14 protein-coding genes are annotated in these 17424 nt (G+C 47.9%); 11 read left to right on the plus strand and 3 right to left on the minus strand.

Annotated elements, in window-relative coordinates; all coding sequences use genetic code 11:
- Positions 1–202: 202 nt before the first annotated feature.
- Complete coding sequence (locus BMZ56_RS04540) at positions 203–2041, plus strand: carbon starvation CstA family protein (protein ID WP_090624762.1); 1839 nt, start codon at positions 203–205, stop codon at positions 2039–2041.
- A 16-nt stretch (positions 2042–2057) separates the two neighbouring features.
- Here BMZ56_RS04540 and BMZ56_RS25560 read toward each other — a convergent pair whose 3' ends face one another.
- Complete coding sequence (locus BMZ56_RS25560; RefSeq protein WP_177195028.1) at positions 2058–2234, minus strand: DUF6496 domain-containing protein; 177 nt, start codon at positions 2232–2234, stop codon at positions 2058–2060.
- A 193-nt stretch (positions 2235–2427) separates the two neighbouring features.
- Here BMZ56_RS25560 and BMZ56_RS04545 point away from each other — a divergent pair, with 193 nt between their 5' ends.
- Complete coding sequence (locus tag BMZ56_RS04545; RefSeq protein ID WP_090624764.1) at positions 2428–2904, plus strand: cation:proton antiporter regulatory subunit; 477 nt, start codon at positions 2428–2430, stop codon at positions 2902–2904.
- Positions 2905–2928: 24 nt separating this feature from the next.
- The gene (locus tag BMZ56_RS04550; RefSeq protein WP_090624766.1) at positions 2929–4170 is read left to right on the plus strand and encodes a cation:proton antiporter; all 1242 of its coding nucleotides are present in this window, start codon (positions 2929–2931) and stop codon (positions 4168–4170) included.
- 11 nt (positions 4171–4181) lie between these two features.
- Here the strand turns inward: BMZ56_RS04550 and BMZ56_RS04555 are convergent, their stop codons facing one another.
- Positions 4182–4502, minus strand: coding sequence for an iron-sulfur cluster assembly protein (locus BMZ56_RS04555; RefSeq protein ID WP_177195029.1), 321 nt, complete (start codon positions 4500–4502; stop codon positions 4182–4184).
- A gap of 259 nt (positions 4503–4761) precedes the next feature.
- Here BMZ56_RS04555 and BMZ56_RS04560 point away from each other — a divergent pair, with 259 nt between their 5' ends.
- The 5 genes from BMZ56_RS04560 (at position 4762) to BMZ56_RS04580 (ending at position 13433) form a co-directional block, all read left to right on the plus strand.
- A complete protein-coding gene (locus BMZ56_RS04560) occupies positions 4762–6255 on the plus strand; it encodes an NAD(P)H-hydrate dehydratase (RefSeq protein WP_090624770.1) in 1494 nt (497 codons plus the stop codon).
- 213 nt (positions 6256–6468) lie between these two features.
- Positions 6469–7065, plus strand: coding sequence for an RNA polymerase sigma factor (locus BMZ56_RS04565; protein ID WP_090624772.1), 597 nt, complete (start codon positions 6469–6471; stop codon positions 7063–7065).
- 113 nt (positions 7066–7178) lie between these two features.
- Entirely contained in the window at positions 7179–8354 is a 1176-nt protein-coding gene (locus BMZ56_RS04570) for a FecR family protein (RefSeq protein WP_090624774.1), read from the plus strand.
- Between the two features lie 193 nt (positions 8355–8547).
- A complete protein-coding gene (locus BMZ56_RS04575; protein ID WP_256213787.1) occupies positions 8548–11871 on the plus strand; it encodes a SusC/RagA family TonB-linked outer membrane protein in 3324 nt (1107 codons plus the stop codon).
- Between the two features lie 11 nt (positions 11872–11882).
- Positions 11883–13433 (plus strand): RagB/SusD family nutrient uptake outer membrane protein, encoded by a 1551-nt coding sequence (locus BMZ56_RS04580; protein WP_090624776.1) that lies wholly within the window; start codon positions 11883–11885, stop codon positions 13431–13433.
- A 65-nt stretch (positions 13434–13498) separates the two neighbouring features.
- On the opposite strand, the gene BMZ56_RS04585 is transcribed toward BMZ56_RS04580, so the two are convergent.
- Positions 13499–14929: a Gfo/Idh/MocA family protein gene (locus BMZ56_RS04585; RefSeq protein WP_177195030.1), complete on the minus strand. Its 1431-nt coding sequence runs from the start codon at positions 14927–14929 to the stop codon at positions 13499–13501.
- Between the two features lie 180 nt (positions 14930–15109).
- Here BMZ56_RS04585 and BMZ56_RS04590 point away from each other — a divergent pair, with 180 nt between their 5' ends.
- The 3 genes from BMZ56_RS04590 to BMZ56_RS04600 all read left to right on the plus strand — a co-directional run bounded on the left by BMZ56_RS04590 (position 15110) and on the right by BMZ56_RS04600 (position 17412).
- Positions 15110–15469, plus strand: a complete 360-nt coding sequence (locus tag BMZ56_RS04590) for a DUF4260 domain-containing protein (protein WP_090624780.1) — start codon at positions 15110–15112, stop codon at positions 15467–15469.
- A gap of 143 nt (positions 15470–15612) precedes the next feature.
- Positions 15613–16209 carry an RNA polymerase sigma factor gene (locus BMZ56_RS04595; RefSeq protein WP_090624782.1) on the plus strand — a complete coding sequence of 199 codons (597 nt, stop codon included), beginning with the start codon at positions 15613–15615 and terminating at the stop codon, positions 16207–16209.
- A gap of 114 nt (positions 16210–16323) precedes the next feature.
- Entirely contained in the window at positions 16324–17412 is a 1089-nt protein-coding gene (locus BMZ56_RS04600) for a FecR family protein (protein ID WP_090624785.1), read from the plus strand.
- The last annotated feature ends 12 nt before the right edge of the window (positions 17413–17424 follow it).

Consider the following 17424-nt stretch of genomic DNA (forward strand, 5'->3'; position numbering starts at 1 on the left):
ACCCCGTTCCATGAAAGGAAACGGGGCTCCGCCCCAATGGGGTTAGGGGCTATCAACCTAAACCTAAGACAAAGGTAGGGAAAAATAGTAACTTACCGAAAAAATCTTTTTTTTTGAGCAGACCAACGATTAGGCAGTTTTATCGTCGCGTTTTTACCGATAAATGATATATTTGCCGAATACCAATTGATTGATTCTATACATGGAATTTTTAGATGGGGTTAATGCCCTAACCTTAGTATTTGTAGCACTTTTGATTCTGGCCATCGCTTATCGGTTTTACGGCATCTTCATGGCCCACCGGGTATTGCGCCTCAATGGAAACAATTTGACGCCAGCGGTATCACTTGCCGACGGACGGGACTACGTAGCCACCAACCGGAACGTACTGTTCGGCCACCATTTTGCGGCTATCGCTGCGGCAGGGCCATTGGTGGGGCCGGTGCTCGCCGCACAGTTCGGCTATCTCCCCGGAGCATTATGGATCCTGATCGGCTGTGTACTGGGGGGCGGGGTACATGATATGGTGGTACTTTTTGCCTCCGTACGGCACAAGGGACAAAGTCTGGCCACCATTGCATCAAAGGAAATCGGCACAACTACCGGCATGGTTGCCGGAGTGGCCGTACTATTTATATTGGTCCTCACACTGGCAGGGCTGTCACTTGCATGCATCAGTGCCATGCACGAAGCCTCTTGGTCGTTGTTCACCGTACTGATTACCATGCCAATAGCGATCATCATGGGCCTGATTATGCGATACCGGCAAAACAGCGTTACCTTTGCCAGTATACTGGGAGGCGTCCTCCTCCTCATCGGTATCATTGGTGGCCACGGCCTGATGCAATACGAAACCATCAGCAATCTCTTTCATTGGAATATCCAGACAATTTCCATTGCCATTGCCGTCTATGGCCTATTGGCCTCCATATTGCCCATATGGCTGTTGCTGGTACCGCGTGATTACCTTTCTACCTACTTGAAAATCGGCACCATTCTGATGCTGGCTGTGGGCATTATATTCGTACATCCTACACTGGAAATGCCGGCCATCACCGAATTCGCCGCAGGTGGCGGCCCCATCATCGGCGGGCCGGTGCTGCCATTCATTTTCATCGTCATTGCCTGCGGTGCCATCTCCGGTTTCCATGCCATCATCGCCACCGGCACCACTCCGAAAATGCTCGGGAACGAAAAAGATATTTTATTTGTTGGCTATGGAGCGATGCTGGTAGAGGGCTTTGTTGCATTAATGGCGTTGATCGCCGCCTGTACGCTTATGCCGGGCGACTATTTTGCCATTAATACGCCCACGCAGGCCTATGAAGGCTTCCTAGCAGCTAACCCAGCCCTCCACCAGGTGGATTTACCGCATTTCGTGGAAAAAATCGGTGTGGAACTTCAAGGTCGTACCGGAGGAGCCGTATCGCTCGCCGTCGGTATGGCGCATATTTTCAACCGCATTCCGTTTATGGATGAAGTGATGGCCTATTGGTACAACTTTGCCATCATGTTTGAGGCGGTGTTTATCCTCACCGCCATTGACGCGGGTACACGCGTGGGACGCTTCTTCCTACAGGAGATGCTGGGAACGGTCATCCCCAAATTTGGCGACAAAAATTGGGTACCCGGTATGATTATCAGTAGCGTGATTTTCACATTCTGTTGGGGATACCTGGTTTATACCGGCAACGTAAGCAGCATTTGGCCGCTATTTGGAATCAGTAATCAGCTATTAGCGGCATGCGGTCTAATCGTATGTACAACCATGCTCATTCGGCTAAACCGCGGTAAATACGCGCTGGTTTCGGCCATACCAGGGATATTTATGGCCGCCATTACCTTCTGGGCTGGGTACCTTCAGGTAGTCGACATTTATTTGCCCAATGGGCAATACCTATTGGCCAGTCTGGCTATTTTAGCCATGCTGTTAATGGCCTTTGTTTTTGTCGGGGCCTTCCGCAAGTGGTACCAGCTTCTGGGGATTCCCGCTGAACAAACGGATAGCTACGGTGAACGCGTAAGAGAAGTGGTTCGCTAAGCTAATTACTATTCCGTTACCCTTTCTTTTTCGGCACCTTCGCACCGGCTTTCCGCGCTTCGGAAAGTCCGATTGCGACTGCCTGCTTGCGGGAAGTGACTTTTTTGCCCGAACCGGATTTTAACTTCCCTTCTTTCATTTCCTTGACGGATTTCTCGACCTTTTCCCCGACCTTTTCTGAATACTTTGCCATGTCTAACTTGTTTTGCCTGCGCTATCCTGATCGCACTGGATAGTCGCCGTAAACTTGACAAATCAAGTTAGAAATTGTTTTTCTGCAAATCGCGAAACTGTACCTCGCGAAATCGCGACTTAGCGATTCAGTGATTTCGCTTGTTAAATAAAGTCGTATCTTTGTGGAATTTTAAATTTAGGGAGAGACTATTATGTCAATTGTAAGAGAATCGGACCTGATTGGTATTGGCAAAAAATATCAAATCGAAACCGACGCTGGCGACAACATGGTGGTGGTGATTCATGACGACGGTCGAAGGGAACTATACCGATACGACCAAGAAGAAAGCGAATCCAAGTGCGTGATGACGTTGTCTGACGAGGAATCCAGACAGGTGGCTGGCATCATCGGTGGTTTGTCCTACAAGCCCAAAGCACTGGAAACCATCGAAGTGGCGCTGGACGACTTGATTATTGAATGGTATAAGGTGGAAAGCGGTGCATCCAGCATCGGCAAATCCATCGGCGATCTGGAAGTACGCAAACGGACAGGTGCATCCATTATTGCCGCCATAAAGGAAGGCGATAGCATCATCAATCCAGGACCCGATTATGTCATCTCAGCCGATACCACGCTGGTCGTGGCCGGAAAAAGGAGCCACATCAAGTTATTGAAAGAAATACTCTAATAGTATCCAACAAACCAAAAGCGTATGCTGTCACACACCCTGATATTGGAAATTGGAATCGCCGTAGGGCTGGTGGCACTTGTTGGATTAATATCCAATAGATTGCGCTTTTCCGTGATTCCTTTTTTCATCCTTATCGGGATGGTCCTGGGACAGCATGCACCCCAATTCGGGAATATCGATCTTACATTCACCGAGAGCAAACCTTTTATCGACTTTATGGGTAGGCTAGGGGTGCTATTCCTATTGTTTTACCTGGGATTGGAATTTTCGGTGGGTAGATTAATCAAATCAGGAAAATCCATCGTCACAGGAGGCACATTCTATGTAGCCCTCAATTTCTGTTCGGGATTACTGATAGGTTGGTTGATGGGATTGCCCTTTAAAGAAACGATGGTCGTGTGCGGCATGATGACAAGTTCGTCGACAGCCATCGTAGCCAAAGTATTGACCGACCTCAAACGCACGGCCAATCCGGAGACCGAAGTAATCATGGGAATGATCATGTTTGACGACTTATTTATCGCCATGCACATATCCTTCCTATCCGGGCTTATCTTGACAGGTAGCAGTTCGTTTTGGACCGTGGCGGGCACTTCCTTACTCGCCCTAGGATTCATATTGGCTTTTCTCATTTTGGGCCGGAAGCTTGTTCCGGCCATCGACCGCATACTCCAAGAAAAAACCTCCGAACTGTTTATACTCGTCATATTTGCCCTCCTTTTTATTGTCGCCGGTTTCTCCGAAACCATCCATGTAGCAGAAGCCATTGGTGCCTTGATGGCCGGTTTGGTGCTGGCAGACTCCCAATACATCAAGCGTATCGAACAGATGGTATTGCCTTTCAAAGATTTTTTCGGTGCGATGTTTTTCTTCAGTTTTGGGCTTTCTATCGACCCAATGTCGCTGACCGGAGCAGTTATGTGGGCTTCCGTTGCAGCGCTGGTAACCATCTTGTGCAACGTAGCCTCTGGCTATTTTGCGGCTCGATTCTCCGGCTTGAAAAAACGGAACTCGGTCGACATCGGTTTCACGCTGGCTGCTCGGGGTGAGTTTTCCATCATCATGGCTAACATCGGCAAGGCCGGCAAGCTCCTTCCAGTTATCCAATCGTTTGTCGTGGTATACGTATTGATCTTATCCATTGTAGCACCACTCCTCACCAAAGAATCGCGTAACATCTGGAATGCGATTTTTGGAAAAGACAACGTAGAGAAGAAACCGGTAAAAACGCTAGCTGATTTGGAAAGACAGGCCCGCAAATAAACCAACGGCAGCTACATAAACCCAAGCTCCAGCCGAGCAACGTCACTCATCATGCTCTTCTCCCACGGTGGATCAAAGGTAAGCTCCACCAGGGCTTGCTTCACGCCTGCTACTTCCCCTACCTTCCGCTGCACTTCGTCAATAATGTCACCGGCTACCGGGCAACCCGGAGCGGTAAGCGTCATCACAACTTTGGCAATACCGTCTGCTTTCGTAATCACTTCGTAGACCAACCCCAACTCAACGATGTTGACCGGGATTTCCGGATCAAATACCGTTTCGAGCACTTCGGTGATGGCAGGTGCAAGATTTAATGGATCGTTAATAATCATGGGAATCCTCCGTCGATGATAATACGCACAAAGATAGCTGCTATTTCACGAAGATGCAAAATTACGGTAGTGCGGCTTCGCAATTTTACGCCTTCGCCATATTGACATTATACCTGCAATACCGTACCTTTAATTACCATTAAACTGAAACTATTGAAATGAATCGTCCATGTTTAAAATTTCATTTTTATCACACAGGGGAATGTAAATTTTAAACATGGTAAGCTCCATCTGACCGATGGATTAAAATTATTTACAGATGAAAACCATCCTCACTGCAGCGCAAACACGGGAAGCCGATAGGTATACGATCGAAACCACCCCGATCGCGTCCATCGATCTAATGGAAAACGCATCGTTGGCTTTTGTTACTGTTTTCATGCAGCTCTATCCCGACAAAAACACGCAGGTATTGATTTGCTGCGGCACGGGGAACAACGGAGGCGACGGGTTAGCAATCGCACGGCTCTTGCAGGAGCACAGCTACGACGGGGTTGCCGTATGGATTGCCCGTTTTAGCGAAAGAGAAAGTGATGAGTTTGCCACCAACGTTGCCCGGCTCTATAACACCCCCATTCCGATTACTGAATTCTTCACCGGCGACGAGTTGCCTGCCATTCGTCAACGCGTCGTAATTGATGCGTTATTAGGGTCAGGTCTGAACAAACCGCTGCAGGGAGATTGGCTACGGATGGTGGAACACATCAATCAAGCGGGCAAACCAATTGTGGCCGTAGACATCCCCACCGGCCTGCGCGCGGATGGTATGCTGCCCCAAGAGGAACCTACCATACAGGCACACCATGTCATCTCCTTTCAACGGCCGAAACTCAGTTTTTTCTTTCCCGAGTCTGCCAACGCTGTCGAGCGCTTCCACGTAGTGGATATCGGACTGAACGAGCCGTTTATTGAAAAGCTGCCCAGTGATTTCAAGTTGATCGAATCATCGGATATCCAACAGATTTATCGCAACCGGAAGCCGTTTAGCCACAAAGGTACCTATGGCCACGCACTCATCATTGCGGGAGATACAAATACGCTTGGCGCGGCGCTTTTGGCTTGCGGTGCCTGTCTGTACAGCGGAGCCGGACTTACCAGTGCCTGTATTCCTCCAACGGGTCTTACCGCGTTGAACGCGCATCTACCTGAAGTGATGTATTGCACAGAGGAGGAGTTGCTGACAATGTGGGATCGGTTTGATGCCATCGGTATCGGACCCGGCTTAGGTCAGCGGATATCCCTGCTGGAAGATTGTATGGCCCACACCCATAAACCCATGGTCGTTGATGCCGATGCACTTACATTTCTTTCGCAAAACAAAGGATTGGTAGACGGACTGCCCAAACATAGCATTCTTACCCCACACATGAAGGAGTTTGACCGCCTCTTTGGAGCGCACGACAGCTGGTGGGACCGCGTGCAGACGGCCAGGGAACAGGCTATGGCGCTTCAACTGATTATCCTTCTAAAAAACCAATATACGTTTATCGCCTTACCGGATGGCAACGTGCTAATTAATCCCACGGGCAATCCGGCGATGGCCAGCGGGGGAATGGGCGACGTATTAACCGGTATGCTGACGGCTTTTCTTGCGCAGGGATACCCTCCACGCGATGCTGCTATTTTGGCCTGTTACCTGCACGGAGCCGCCGGCGACCGGCTGGCTACCGATTCCGGCATGGCCGTCGTTCCAGCCAGGCAACTTATTCAGGCAATACCATCTACCTTCGGAAATTTGTTCCCTCCACACTAATCCATCTACCTTAAGCGGAATTATAGCAAATACATTGTGAACTTATTTTTTTATGCGTAGCTTTGAGTGTTCCTCCGTAGCGATTACATGGAGAAACATAACCAATTACTGGCATCTGTGCTCCTTGGTTTTACTTAGGCTATATGAAACAACACAAGAAACAACGGAGTTGAACAGGCGTTTCCGAGATGTAAGTAGATATCACAAAAATCGATGACTAATATGGGGGTTAATAATCAGTTTGATGAATCTAGGTTATTAATTTCATTGCAAAAAGGAGATATAAAAGCTTTCGAGCAATTATACTTCTTCTACAGCAGAAAACTTTACGGCAATATCTTAAAAATGGTAAAATCGACCGATATTGCAGAAGAGATCTTGCAGGAATTATTTCAGCGCGTATGGGAAAAACGTGAAAGCATCGATGCAACCAAATCTTTCAAATCATACCTCTTCACGATTGCCAAACATCTAGTTTACGATTTCCTGCATTTACAGGTCAAGCAGCGCGGTATGGAAGCCTATTTGATTGAAAAATCAACATCTTCTTACCGCCATATCGACGATGAGATTGCTTTCAAGGAGACCAACGCCATTATCACCAAGGGTATCCGTCAGCTTCCTCCCCAACGAAGATTGGTGTATATGTTGTGCAAAATTGAAGGAAAAAGTTATGAAGACGTCAGCCGTATTCTCGGGATATCCACCTCTACAATCAGCGACCACATTGTGAAAGCCACAAAATCACTCAAATCATACTATCTGTCGGAACAAGCGTGCATCTTTGCCCTTATGATTTGCCTATTTTAGCTAACTGTCGTGTCCGATAAACACACTCGGCCTCCTATTTTTTTAAAAAATTTCTTCGGTAAGCAGAGGACACCTGCTGTTTCTACGTATATATAGTATAGGTAAAACGGTAAATGAGCGATTATCAAGACATTCATCAGCTGCTTAAGAAATACCTCAATAATTCCTGCACACCGGAAGAGGCCACCCATTTTATGCAAATGCTCCAATCGGGCAAGGAGCAAAGGTACGTTGAACAACTGATCGATAAGTATTTGCAGCAAGGTAGCACAAATCCAGATGTCCTTGCAGACGAAGCCGCCTTAACCCGCATTTTTAAAAAATTGAACCTTGGCGACAATCAACCGAACAAACACCGAAAATCACTGTTTTTTTATCTAAAAGCCGCAGCGGTCCTATTGCTGGTCGCGGGAATTACGGGAGCATACTATTATTCCCAAAACCAAGAAAAAGAACTGACGGTGGTCAAAAACGATGCCTCTCCAGGCGGCAACCGAGCAACCCTCACGTTAGCCGATGGCCAGGCAATTGATCTAAATACCCAACAAAGCGGCATTGTCATGGGGGATGGAATTAAATACCTTGATGGAAGCTCCGTACTGGATAAACAAGCGAACGTACGAACAAGTTCACAAGTTTACACGCTCACTACTCCTCAAGGAGGCACCTACCAAATCACGCTTCCAGACGGAACCAACGTGTGGCTCAATTCCGCTTCTACCTTGAAATATCCGTCCCGATTTGAGGGGGAAGAACGGGTGGTGGAGCTTAATGGGGAAGCCTATTTTGAAGTGAGTAACCAGGTAAGTAAGAAAGCAAAGGGGCAAAAAACACCGTTTAAGGTCATAAGCAACCTCCAAACCGTAGAAGTCCTGGGCACGCATTTCAACATAAACGCGTATGCTGATGAACGCACCACGAATACCACGTTAGTCGAAGGAGCCGTGCGAGTCTTAACTGCACAAACTGCAACACTGCTGAAGCCGGGCCAACAATCCCGAGCAGATACACGAGGGATACGTGTAGCCGATGTCGATGTAGAAACTGCTATCGATTGGAAAAATGGCGATTTCATATTTGCCGATGAGAACTTGAAAAGCATCATGCGAAAAATAGCCAGGTGGTATGGAGTAAAGGTCGTCTATCAAGATGAATTGTCTGACGACATGTATAACGCTCAGATTTCACGCAACAAAAATCTATCTGAAGTGTTGCATATATTGGAATTGTCCAAGGGGTTGACTTTTAAAATCGAAAATGACATCCTGTTTCTTTCATCTCCAAAATAGCTACAGGAACCACAGATAACCGATTATTTCACACAAAACACACACAGATTATGAGAAACCAAGGATACACATAGCCGACGCAGCAACTAAAAACCGGGAATGCCCGCCAGCATCCCCGGCAACTACATTGGGAAATCATCAATCCAATTCTTGCTGATATCAAATCAATTATTCACCCAAAGTTCACAAAGATATGTTTTTTATTCTTTGCAGAAATGGATGCATTCGCATCGCATTTCCATCACTCATCCTGAAGTTCATTTTATTCATGAAGCTGGTACTCTTTATTATCTTCATAACGTGCATGCAGGTTTCCGCGTCTGCGCTTGCCCAACAGATAACCCTTTCGGAACAAAACGTTTCGCTGCAGAAAATACTCAGGGAAATCCGTAAACAGAGCGACGTGGATTTCATTGTCAAAACCGCACAACTACAGCAGTCCAATCCGGTGACCATAAACGTTACCAAGCAACCGCTCGACAAGGTCCTGGAACAAATTTTTCAGGGCCAGCCTGTGGATTATTTGGTAGACAATAAAACAATCATCGTATTAGACAAAAAAGCAATACAACCTTCATCAAATTTACCTGGTGAATCGGTAAAGCAACAGCGTGTGTCTGGAAAGGTCATCACCGCCAACAGCGAACCGCTTGCTGGCGTGAGTATCACCGAAAAGGGAACCACCAATGCCACGCTGACAAATGATGATGGCCAGTTTTCACTGCAGGTGGCTAGCACACCAGCCGTGTTGGTACTTACCTACATCGGATACGTAAGCCAGGAGGTAACCGCCGGGACAAACAGCCCGCTGGAAATCACGATGCAGCAAGATCTGGCTAGCCTCGAAGAAGTCGTGGTGGTAGGCTACGGTACCGCGCAAAAGAAAGACTTGACCGGCTCGGTGGCATCTTTGCAACCGAAAGACTTCAACAAGGGCACAGTCGTCTCGCCCGATCAGCTGATACAAGGACGTGCCTCGGGCGTGATGGTGATCAACAACACCGGCCAGCCAGGGGGATCCACCACCGTACGGATACGGGGTAACTCTTCCATCCGCGCAGGGAATAACCCCTTGTTTGTTGTAGACGGCATTCCACTATCAGGCACTTCGGCCCGCCCCGGCGATGGTGGCGGTGGCTATGGTTCGGATGATGGAAATCCACTGTCCTACCTCAACCCCAACGACATTGCCAGCATGGACATCCTAAAGGATGCTTCTGCTACGGCTATCTATGGTTCAAGGGGTGCCAACGGCGTTATCATCATTACCACCAAACGCGGCCAATCCGGCACGCCTACGATGAATGTGATGGCTTCGACCGGTTTTTCCAACCTGTTGAACCGGCCACAGGTACTCAGCGCGGAGCAGTTTCGGCAAGCGCTTGCATTCTATACGCCGGATGATGAAGCCGCCGACCATGGGGGATCCGTCAATGCCTTTGACGCCATCACCCGCACAGCCATTACTCAGAATTACGCACTGGACGTATCCGGTGGTAACGAGTCTGCCAAATACCGACTCTCAGCCGGTTACCTGAACCAAAACGGGATTATCGAAACCGACCGTCTGCGGAAATTCACAACTAATCTGAGTGGTAATTTTAAATTTCTCGAAAGCAAGAAACTGGGACTGGACATCAATATATTGGCGGCGCAAAACAGTGAAAATATCGCTCCGATTAATGTGGGCGTAGGTTTTGAGGGGAATATCATCTCTCAAGCCCTGCAATGGAATCCTACACTGCCGCTGCACGACAACGAAGGTGAATTGGCTTATCAATCGCCTACCCTCATTAATCCGCTCACTTCATTGGCAGCCTACAAAGACCGGTCGACGGTAAACACCTTATTGACCAGCATTTCCCCGTCGTATAAGATTACGGATGAACTGGAATATAGATTGATGTATAGCCTCACCAGTCAGACAGGCCGGCGCACAGGTAGGTATATCGCGGGCATGATCAATCCCAACAACATCAACAACGGTTCCGCCTATATCCACAACAATACGGAAATGAACCATCAGCTTACCCATACGCTATCGTTCAATAAAGAAATTGCTACCTCATTGAATCTGAATGCGGTAGTCGGCTACGAATACCTGAGCTTCGACACCCGCTGGAATGCGGAAAGCGGAAGTGGATTTTCAAACCTAGGCGGGCTTGATTATTACGACTACCTGGATTATGCGATTGCCAGCAATCGGTCGGTCGATTCGTATCGGAGTCCCACAAACGAACTCCAGTCATTTTTCGCGCGGGTTTCCCTGAATTTTGCAGACCGATACCTGTTTACGGGAACGATCCGGCGAGACGGATCTACTAAATTTGGCGAAAACAACAAATACGCCAACTTCCCCTCCATCGCCTTTGCGTGGAACCTCTACAACGAATCGTTCCTCCGGGATAGCGAACACATCAGCAACCTCAAACTGCGCCTGGGCTGGGGCATGACAGGCAACCAGGAATTTCCCTCTGGTGCGTCAAAAGATCGGTTTGTTTTCTCGGCGCAAAGCATCACACAAGCGAATTTTGGCAATCCCGACCTGAGATGGGAAAGTTCATCTACCATTAATGCGGGCCTTGATTTCGGGTTTTTCCGTAACCGGCTTTCCGGTTCGATCGACTACTTCCGCAAAACCACCACAGACGCCCTGTTTGAACAAACGCTGGCCCAGCCTGCGCCGGGTGGCCGGTTGTGGGTAAATCTCGATGGCGAAATTATCAACGAAGGTGTCGAATTGGCGTTAAACGGAAATATCGTTCAAAACGACAACTGGAATTGGAATATCGGCGCCAATGCAACCTTCCTGAAAAATAACGTAAACGGACTGCTGGGTTACTACGAAACTGCGGCCCTACGCGGTCAGGGTTTCTCCGGTGTGTTGGGTCAGCGCATGGTCAGTGGTCAACCGCTCAACGTGTGGTACCTAGCTATATTCGAAGGAATCGATCCAGAAACCGGAACCAGTATGTATCGCGGACTCGACGGCACGATAGGCACCTCCGTAGACCCGGCGTTGAACAAGTTTTATGTAAACAGCCCCAATCCCGATTACCTCCTGGGCATCTCTACGGATGTTGCGTATAAGAGGTTTACACTGACCGTCAATATGCACGGCGCGTTCGGCCATTACCTATTCAACAATACCATGGCCACCGTATTGGGCGTAAACAACCTCTCCAACCGCAATATTTCCGAAGAAGTATTCGACACGCAAGCCGGCGAATCGACCTCGAATTCTGCTGCACCCTCTACGCGGTACCTCGAAAAAGGGGATTTCCTGAAACTTTCCAATGCCTCGCTAAGTTATAATATAGGCAACATCGGAAAGGCCATCCGAAATCTGAATATATCCATTACCGGACAAAATCTCTTGGTCTTTACGGGCTATACCGGATTTGACCCCGAAGTCAATACCGATGGCACACAGGATGGCATACCTTCACTCGGTATCGAGTATTTGCCGTATCCGCCTGCAAGAACGTTCCTTTTGGGTCTCAATTTCTCATTATAAACATTCGCATCATGAATACTTTTAAACTATATAGCATAGCCTGTCTACTACTCGCAGGACTGTCCTTTTCCTGCACCGACTTGGACGAAAGACTGAGAAGCGAATTGGAGGAGGGGTCAACCAACGTCAATCCCTCTGACTTGTTAATCGGAGCGTACAGTGCGCTTAACGAACCTTATCAACAGGAGCAACGGTGGGTACTCGAAGAGATCTCAACCGATGCGGCCATGGCACCCACCCGCGGCGGCGACTGGGATGACAACGGCATGCACCGGGCGATTCACCAACACACATGGAATGCCGATAATTCCTATATGAACAACACGTTCAGAACGTTACTGACCGCACAGTTTCAAGCGTCCAACGTGCTGCGCAATAACCCCACACCACAGCAAGCCGCAGAAGCTCGCTTCATTCGCGCGCTTAGCATGTACGACGTATTGAACCTGTGGGGAATGGTGCCCTACCGTGAAGACCTCGATAATTTCAGGGAACCGCCCATTACGCTTCAACCTACGGAAGCCATTGATTTTATCACCAGTGAACTCAATGCAATCCTGGGAGATCTGCCCGCCAGCGGCGAAGCCTATGTAGCCAGTCAAAATGCCGCAAAGACACTACTCATGAAGCTTTATTTGAACAAAGGGTCATTTCTCAATCGAGAAAGTCCGACATTCGATCCCGCCGATATGAATCAGGTAATCACCCTGGCGGATGAGATAACAGCCAGCGGCCAGTATGAAATTTCCCCTCCGGGTAAGTACTTCGATAATTTTGCACCCCACAACGACGCCGTTTCAACCGAAAACATCTTTACCTTGTATAACGAATTCGGTGTACGGGGGGGCAACATCGACCGGACATGGAACACCATCGCGCACTATAACATGACTCCCGGCGGCTGGAATGGCTGGTGTACCCTATCAGACTATTATGACCTATTTGAGGAGGGTGACGAACGGCTGGGAATTGCCTATGAATATCCGGCCGATACCATGAACAATCCCGGTCATCGGCGCAACGTTGGCTTTTTGATCGGTCAGCAATATAATCTTGAAAATGACCAACCGTTAATGGCAAGGAATCCTGCCAGCCAGCCACTCTCATTTACACGTGAGGTTACGATCCGGACTTCGGGTGCCACACTGGAAACCGCTGGCATCAGACCGATGAAATATGCATTCGATTACAGTGTGCCTTCCGGCCAACGCAACAACGACTGGGTGGTATTCCGATACGCCGATGTCTTGTTGATGAAAGCAGAGGCGATCCTGCGCGGCGGAACGGGTACGCCTGTCAACGCAATGGCGCTGGTGAATAGCATTCGTACCAATCGAGGCGTTGCTGCACTCGGAGCGCTTACGTTGGATGAATTGCTAGACGAACGTGGACGTGAACTGTATTGGGAAGGATGGCGGAGGCAAGATTTAATCCGATTTGGGAAATTCCTGGAGCCTTGGCAGGAAAAAGCTGCGGATCCAGGACCACATACACTCGTATACCCCATCCCGAGCCAGCAAATTGCGGTCAACCCCAACTTGGAACAGAATCCGGGTTATTAATACCGATGTTCCTTTATATTCAGGAAGCCGCCACATTACCGATGAGGCGGCTTCCTAATTAAACCTTAAAACTCCCTGTACGCTCCGGTCAAAAACGCATTGGCTTTTTCTTCTTTGAATTTAGCGGTTTCTGCATCCCAATGCAAAGTTTCACCCGGGAAACGGCCCGCAATAGTCCCCAAAAGAATGGTCTCTGTCAATCGTGCGCCATATTCAAAGGGCGCCGAACAGGTTGCCTTGCCCAAGCAGGCGTCAACAAACTGGTGATAATGCTTGGCACCCTCCGTTTCATAATCGCGAATGGGTTCTCCTAGATTATACTCCCTAGAAAGCTTGGCAATCTCTTCAGAAATATCCACGTATTTCCCTCTGACGATTTTTCGGGGCAGTTGCATAAAGTGTGGCAGCAACAACCGCCCTTTCTTTCCTACAAACATGGCTCCCTGTTCTGGCAATTCATGCTCGCCGGCTACCCCAGCATCAAGGGATATTTTTTCTGCCATGCTGCCGTCCTTGCTTGGTTGTGATTTATCCGCCTTTGCATCCATACCAGGTAGCACAAGATCTTCATGGATAGGTGGGGTACCCGCACCATCATACCAAACCCATTTTAACGACTTTGTCGTGTATTTGGTACCCGGAAACTCATAGGTTACTGCATTGTGTTCAGGATAACCGAATCCGTTCGGGGCTCTGCATTCGGTCGTAATGGTTCTCGGCACATCCAATTGCAGGGCGTTATAGGGAGTATCAAAAATATGTACGCCCATGTCGCCCAGGGTGCCGCAACCGTAATCCATTAATTTCCGCCAATTCCCCGGGTGGTACACTTCGCTTTTATAAGGTCTCTTCGATGATGTACCCAACCAAAGGTTCCAGTCCAGTTGCGGCGGAACCGGGTCTTCACCCGTTGGGGGAGCGCCGTCGTACCCCCAGTTTTTCGGCGACCAGGCATAGACCGTATGTACCTTTCCAATGATACCGGACTGAATCAGCAGCGTGGCCAGTTTATAGTCGTAAAAAGAATGCACCTGAATCCCCATTTGGGTCACCAAATTCTTTTCGGCGGCCATTTTCTTCATGGTTCGCGACTCGGATACGTAATGACTCAACGGCTTCTGGCAATAGACGGGCTTATTCATCTGCATAGCCAAGAGGGAAGCCGGCGCGTGCGTGTGATCCGGAGTGGATACAATGACAGCGTCAATCTCACGTCCGAGTTCGTTCAGCATGACCCGGTAATCAAAAAACACACGTGCCTTGGGATGGAGCTTGTGGGCCGCCGACAAGTTAATGGCGTCCACATCGCAAAGCGCCACCACGTCAACGGCCGGATGCGATGAAATGGCCTGTAGATCTGACGCTCCCATGCCGCCCACGCCGATATGAGCGGTTCGTAACCGGGTATTGGTTAGGGAAGCTTTCAATAACGACGGCGCCAACATCAGCCCCAATGCACCCAAGGTGCTGTTTTTTAAGAATTCGCGTTTGTTCATAATTGCATATTGATCTATTATCGTTTTTAAATCTCGACGGATTTAGTCTACTATTCCAAATCAATTTTAAAGAAATTTCTGTTGATCTGCAAAAAATCTGCTTTTTTTTGGCTATTATAACGTACTTTCATCCGGATAAAGTAAACCGGATAAACCCGACATGATTAAAATTATATACAAATGAACCTACTGCTTAAACTGGAATCCGTTGGAATATTGCTAGCGTGTTACGTCGCCACACTTGCCCTTGGTCACGCCTGGTGGCTTTTCTTTGCACTGCTATTACTCCCAGATATTAGCATGGTAGGCTATGTCATCAATAACAAGTGGGGTGCCGTGCTCTATAATATCTTCCACCATCAGGGTATCGCTGTTTTGTTGATAGGGATCGGGTGGTATACCGGGCAGCAAACGGTACTGCTGGCCGGCCTCGTCTTACTTGGGCACAGCGCAATGGATCGTATGCTCGGCTATGGACTGAAATATGCCTCCAGCTTTCAGGATACGCATCTGGGGAAAATTGGTAAAAACGTCGATTAACAAACACAAACGATTGCGTATCTTCGCTAACCTGATAGATAGTTAGGGTAATAAAAATGAATAGCTTATGCGCTCTTTAAAGTAAATATGCAATACCAATTTGCCTGCGTGTTGTCGATGGACTATACTAACAAGGAGATGATATGGGAACGCAATGGACTGATTTATTCTTGTGGAAGCGATTTCAACGGGGAGATAAAGATGCTTTCACCAAACTTGTCAATCAGTATAGCGATATACTTTATGGGTATGGCAAACGTTTTTCGGCCGATGACGAGTTAATCAAAGACTGCATTCAGGATATATTTCTCACCCTGTGGCACCGCAGAGAACACCTCAGCGAAACAACCTGCATCAAATTTTATTTGATGAAAGCACTTAGACAACGGATTGTCAGGGAATCGGGTAAATGGCAACGAATGTCTTCTTTAGACGACATTCCAATGAATGAAGCGCGCTTTGTCATTGAACTGGAGGATCACCCGGGGTTAATGGAACCTGTTAACACCGCCTTAAAAGCATATATCAATAAACTTAGTCCCCGCCAACGCGAAATTATTTACTTGCGTTTTTATGAAAATCTTAAACAAGAAGAAGTTGCAGAACTGATGGGGCTCAACCCTCAGTCGGTGTATAACCTTCAATACAGTGCCTTACTCGCGCTTAAAAAACTAATGAACTATCCGTCAATACGGGATTGCATCCTTGCACTTTGCCTCTTGATATCGGCAACACCCTAAAATATAAGCGTCTAAAAGACAGCAACATCTATAACAATTAACTTTTTTTTCCAGATACCGAGTAGATTTTAGATTCCACCGCCTTTAGTTAGGTAGAATCATGCTTGAAATATAATGGAAAAATACAGCACCTACGGTACGGAAGACTTTCTCACGGATGAACACTTTCTCGATTGGATACTTGCCCCGTCTGAAACTTCGAACGAATATTGGAAAGCGGTGTTCATCCTCTATCCTGCGTGCGAATCCAAAGCAGATGAAGCCAAAAAAATTATCTCAGCCTTACGGATAAGGCCCGGAAAGACGATGCCCGCCGATATGCGCAGACAGATCGTGGCACATTTACACGCGAATGCAGACGAAACCGTAGCTGCAAGTAAGAGAAATCATTTTATTCGCTCGTGGAAGCGCTATTTGGCAACCGCATGCGTTTTGGCTTGTTGCGCCACTGCATTTTTCTTTTACCGTACCCCATCCCACCCGACAACCGGTAAGCTGATTATTGAACGCGCAGAGGTAGCCACTGCAAAAGAAACGAAAATAACCAATACCGCCGATAAACCACTTTTGGTTTTACTACCGGACACCTCCACGGTTATTTTGGAAGCCAATGCTTACATCGTCTATAATGAACAAACTTTTACTGAAAACAGGGAAATCTATTTGCGAGGCGAAGCATTCTTTGAGGTGGTCAGCGAAAAAGATCACCCTTTCCGCGTGAAGACCGATTACCTGACAACCACCGTGCTCGGCACAAGTTTTCGGGTAAAAGCTGCGGAAACATTGGCAAAAAGTAAGGTGACCGTTCAAAGTGGTATGGTGGAAGTGCGTAAAAAAACGGAAACTGACTCGACAACAGAAACTGAAATGCCGGTTTATTTAACCGCCAATCAAGAAATCATTTATTCTAAATCGGAGCTACAGCAGCCGTCAAGCCCGCTAACCCCAAACGATGTTCCCTCGCCAACCTTTGATGAGCATTTCAAGTCAACCCCTTTAAAGACCGTTTTAAAGGCATTGAGCGACCAATACCATGTCGACATTTCCGTGGCCGACTCCGTTCTCGAAACAAGAACCATTACAGCCTCATTGCGGGAAATGCACCTGTTTGAAAAATTAGACCTGATCAGCAGAGCAGCTGAAATAACTTACCGTATTGTGGATGGGAGAATTGTGTTCACTCAACTTTCTCGTGACAACTAAAATCCGATGCCT

This window comes from Parapedobacter indicus, assembly GCF_900113765.1.
GTDB lineage: Bacteria > Bacteroidota > Bacteroidia > Sphingobacteriales > Sphingobacteriaceae > Parapedobacter > Parapedobacter indicus.

What these genes read in the sequence shown, in the direction of transcription:
- BMZ56_RS04575 (WP_256213787.1), top strand. Translation starts at nt 8,548, where the DNA reads ATGTTTTTTATTCTTTGCAGAAATGGATGCATTCGCATCGCATTTCCA.
- BMZ56_RS04585 (WP_177195030.1), bottom strand. Translation starts at nt 14,929, where the DNA reads ATGAACAAACGCGAATTCTTAAAAAACAGCACCTTGGGTGCATTGGGG.
- BMZ56_RS04580 (WP_090624776.1), top strand. Translation starts at nt 11,883, where the DNA reads ATGAATACTTTTAAACTATATAGCATAGCCTGTCTACTACTCGCAGGA.
- BMZ56_RS04595 (WP_090624782.1), top strand. Translation starts at nt 15,613, where the DNA reads ATGGGAACGCAATGGACTGATTTATTCTTGTGGAAGCGATTTCAACGG.
- BMZ56_RS25560 (WP_177195028.1), bottom strand. Translation starts at nt 2,234, where the DNA reads ATGGCAAAGTATTCAGAAAAGGTCGGGGAAAAGGTCGAGAAATCCGTC.
- BMZ56_RS04565 (WP_090624772.1), top strand. Translation starts at nt 6,469, where the DNA reads ATGACTAATATGGGGGTTAATAATCAGTTTGATGAATCTAGGTTATTA.
- BMZ56_RS04560 (WP_090624770.1), top strand. Translation starts at nt 4,762, where the DNA reads ATGAAAACCATCCTCACTGCAGCGCAAACACGGGAAGCCGATAGGTAT.
- BMZ56_RS04545 (WP_090624764.1), top strand. Translation starts at nt 2,428, where the DNA reads ATGTCAATTGTAAGAGAATCGGACCTGATTGGTATTGGCAAAAAATAT.
- BMZ56_RS04555 (WP_177195029.1), bottom strand. Translation starts at nt 4,502, where the DNA reads ATGATTATTAACGATCCATTAAATCTTGCACCTGCCATCACCGAAGTG.
- BMZ56_RS04550 (WP_090624766.1), top strand. Translation starts at nt 2,929, where the DNA reads ATGCTGTCACACACCCTGATATTGGAAATTGGAATCGCCGTAGGGCTG.
- BMZ56_RS04570 (WP_090624774.1), top strand. Translation starts at nt 7,179, where the DNA reads ATGAGCGATTATCAAGACATTCATCAGCTGCTTAAGAAATACCTCAAT.
- BMZ56_RS04600 (WP_090624785.1), top strand. Translation starts at nt 16,324, where the DNA reads ATGGAAAAATACAGCACCTACGGTACGGAAGACTTTCTCACGGATGAA.
- BMZ56_RS04540 (WP_090624762.1), top strand. Translation starts at nt 203, where the DNA reads ATGGAATTTTTAGATGGGGTTAATGCCCTAACCTTAGTATTTGTAGCA.
- BMZ56_RS04590 (WP_090624780.1), top strand. Translation starts at nt 15,110, where the DNA reads ATGAACCTACTGCTTAAACTGGAATCCGTTGGAATATTGCTAGCGTGT.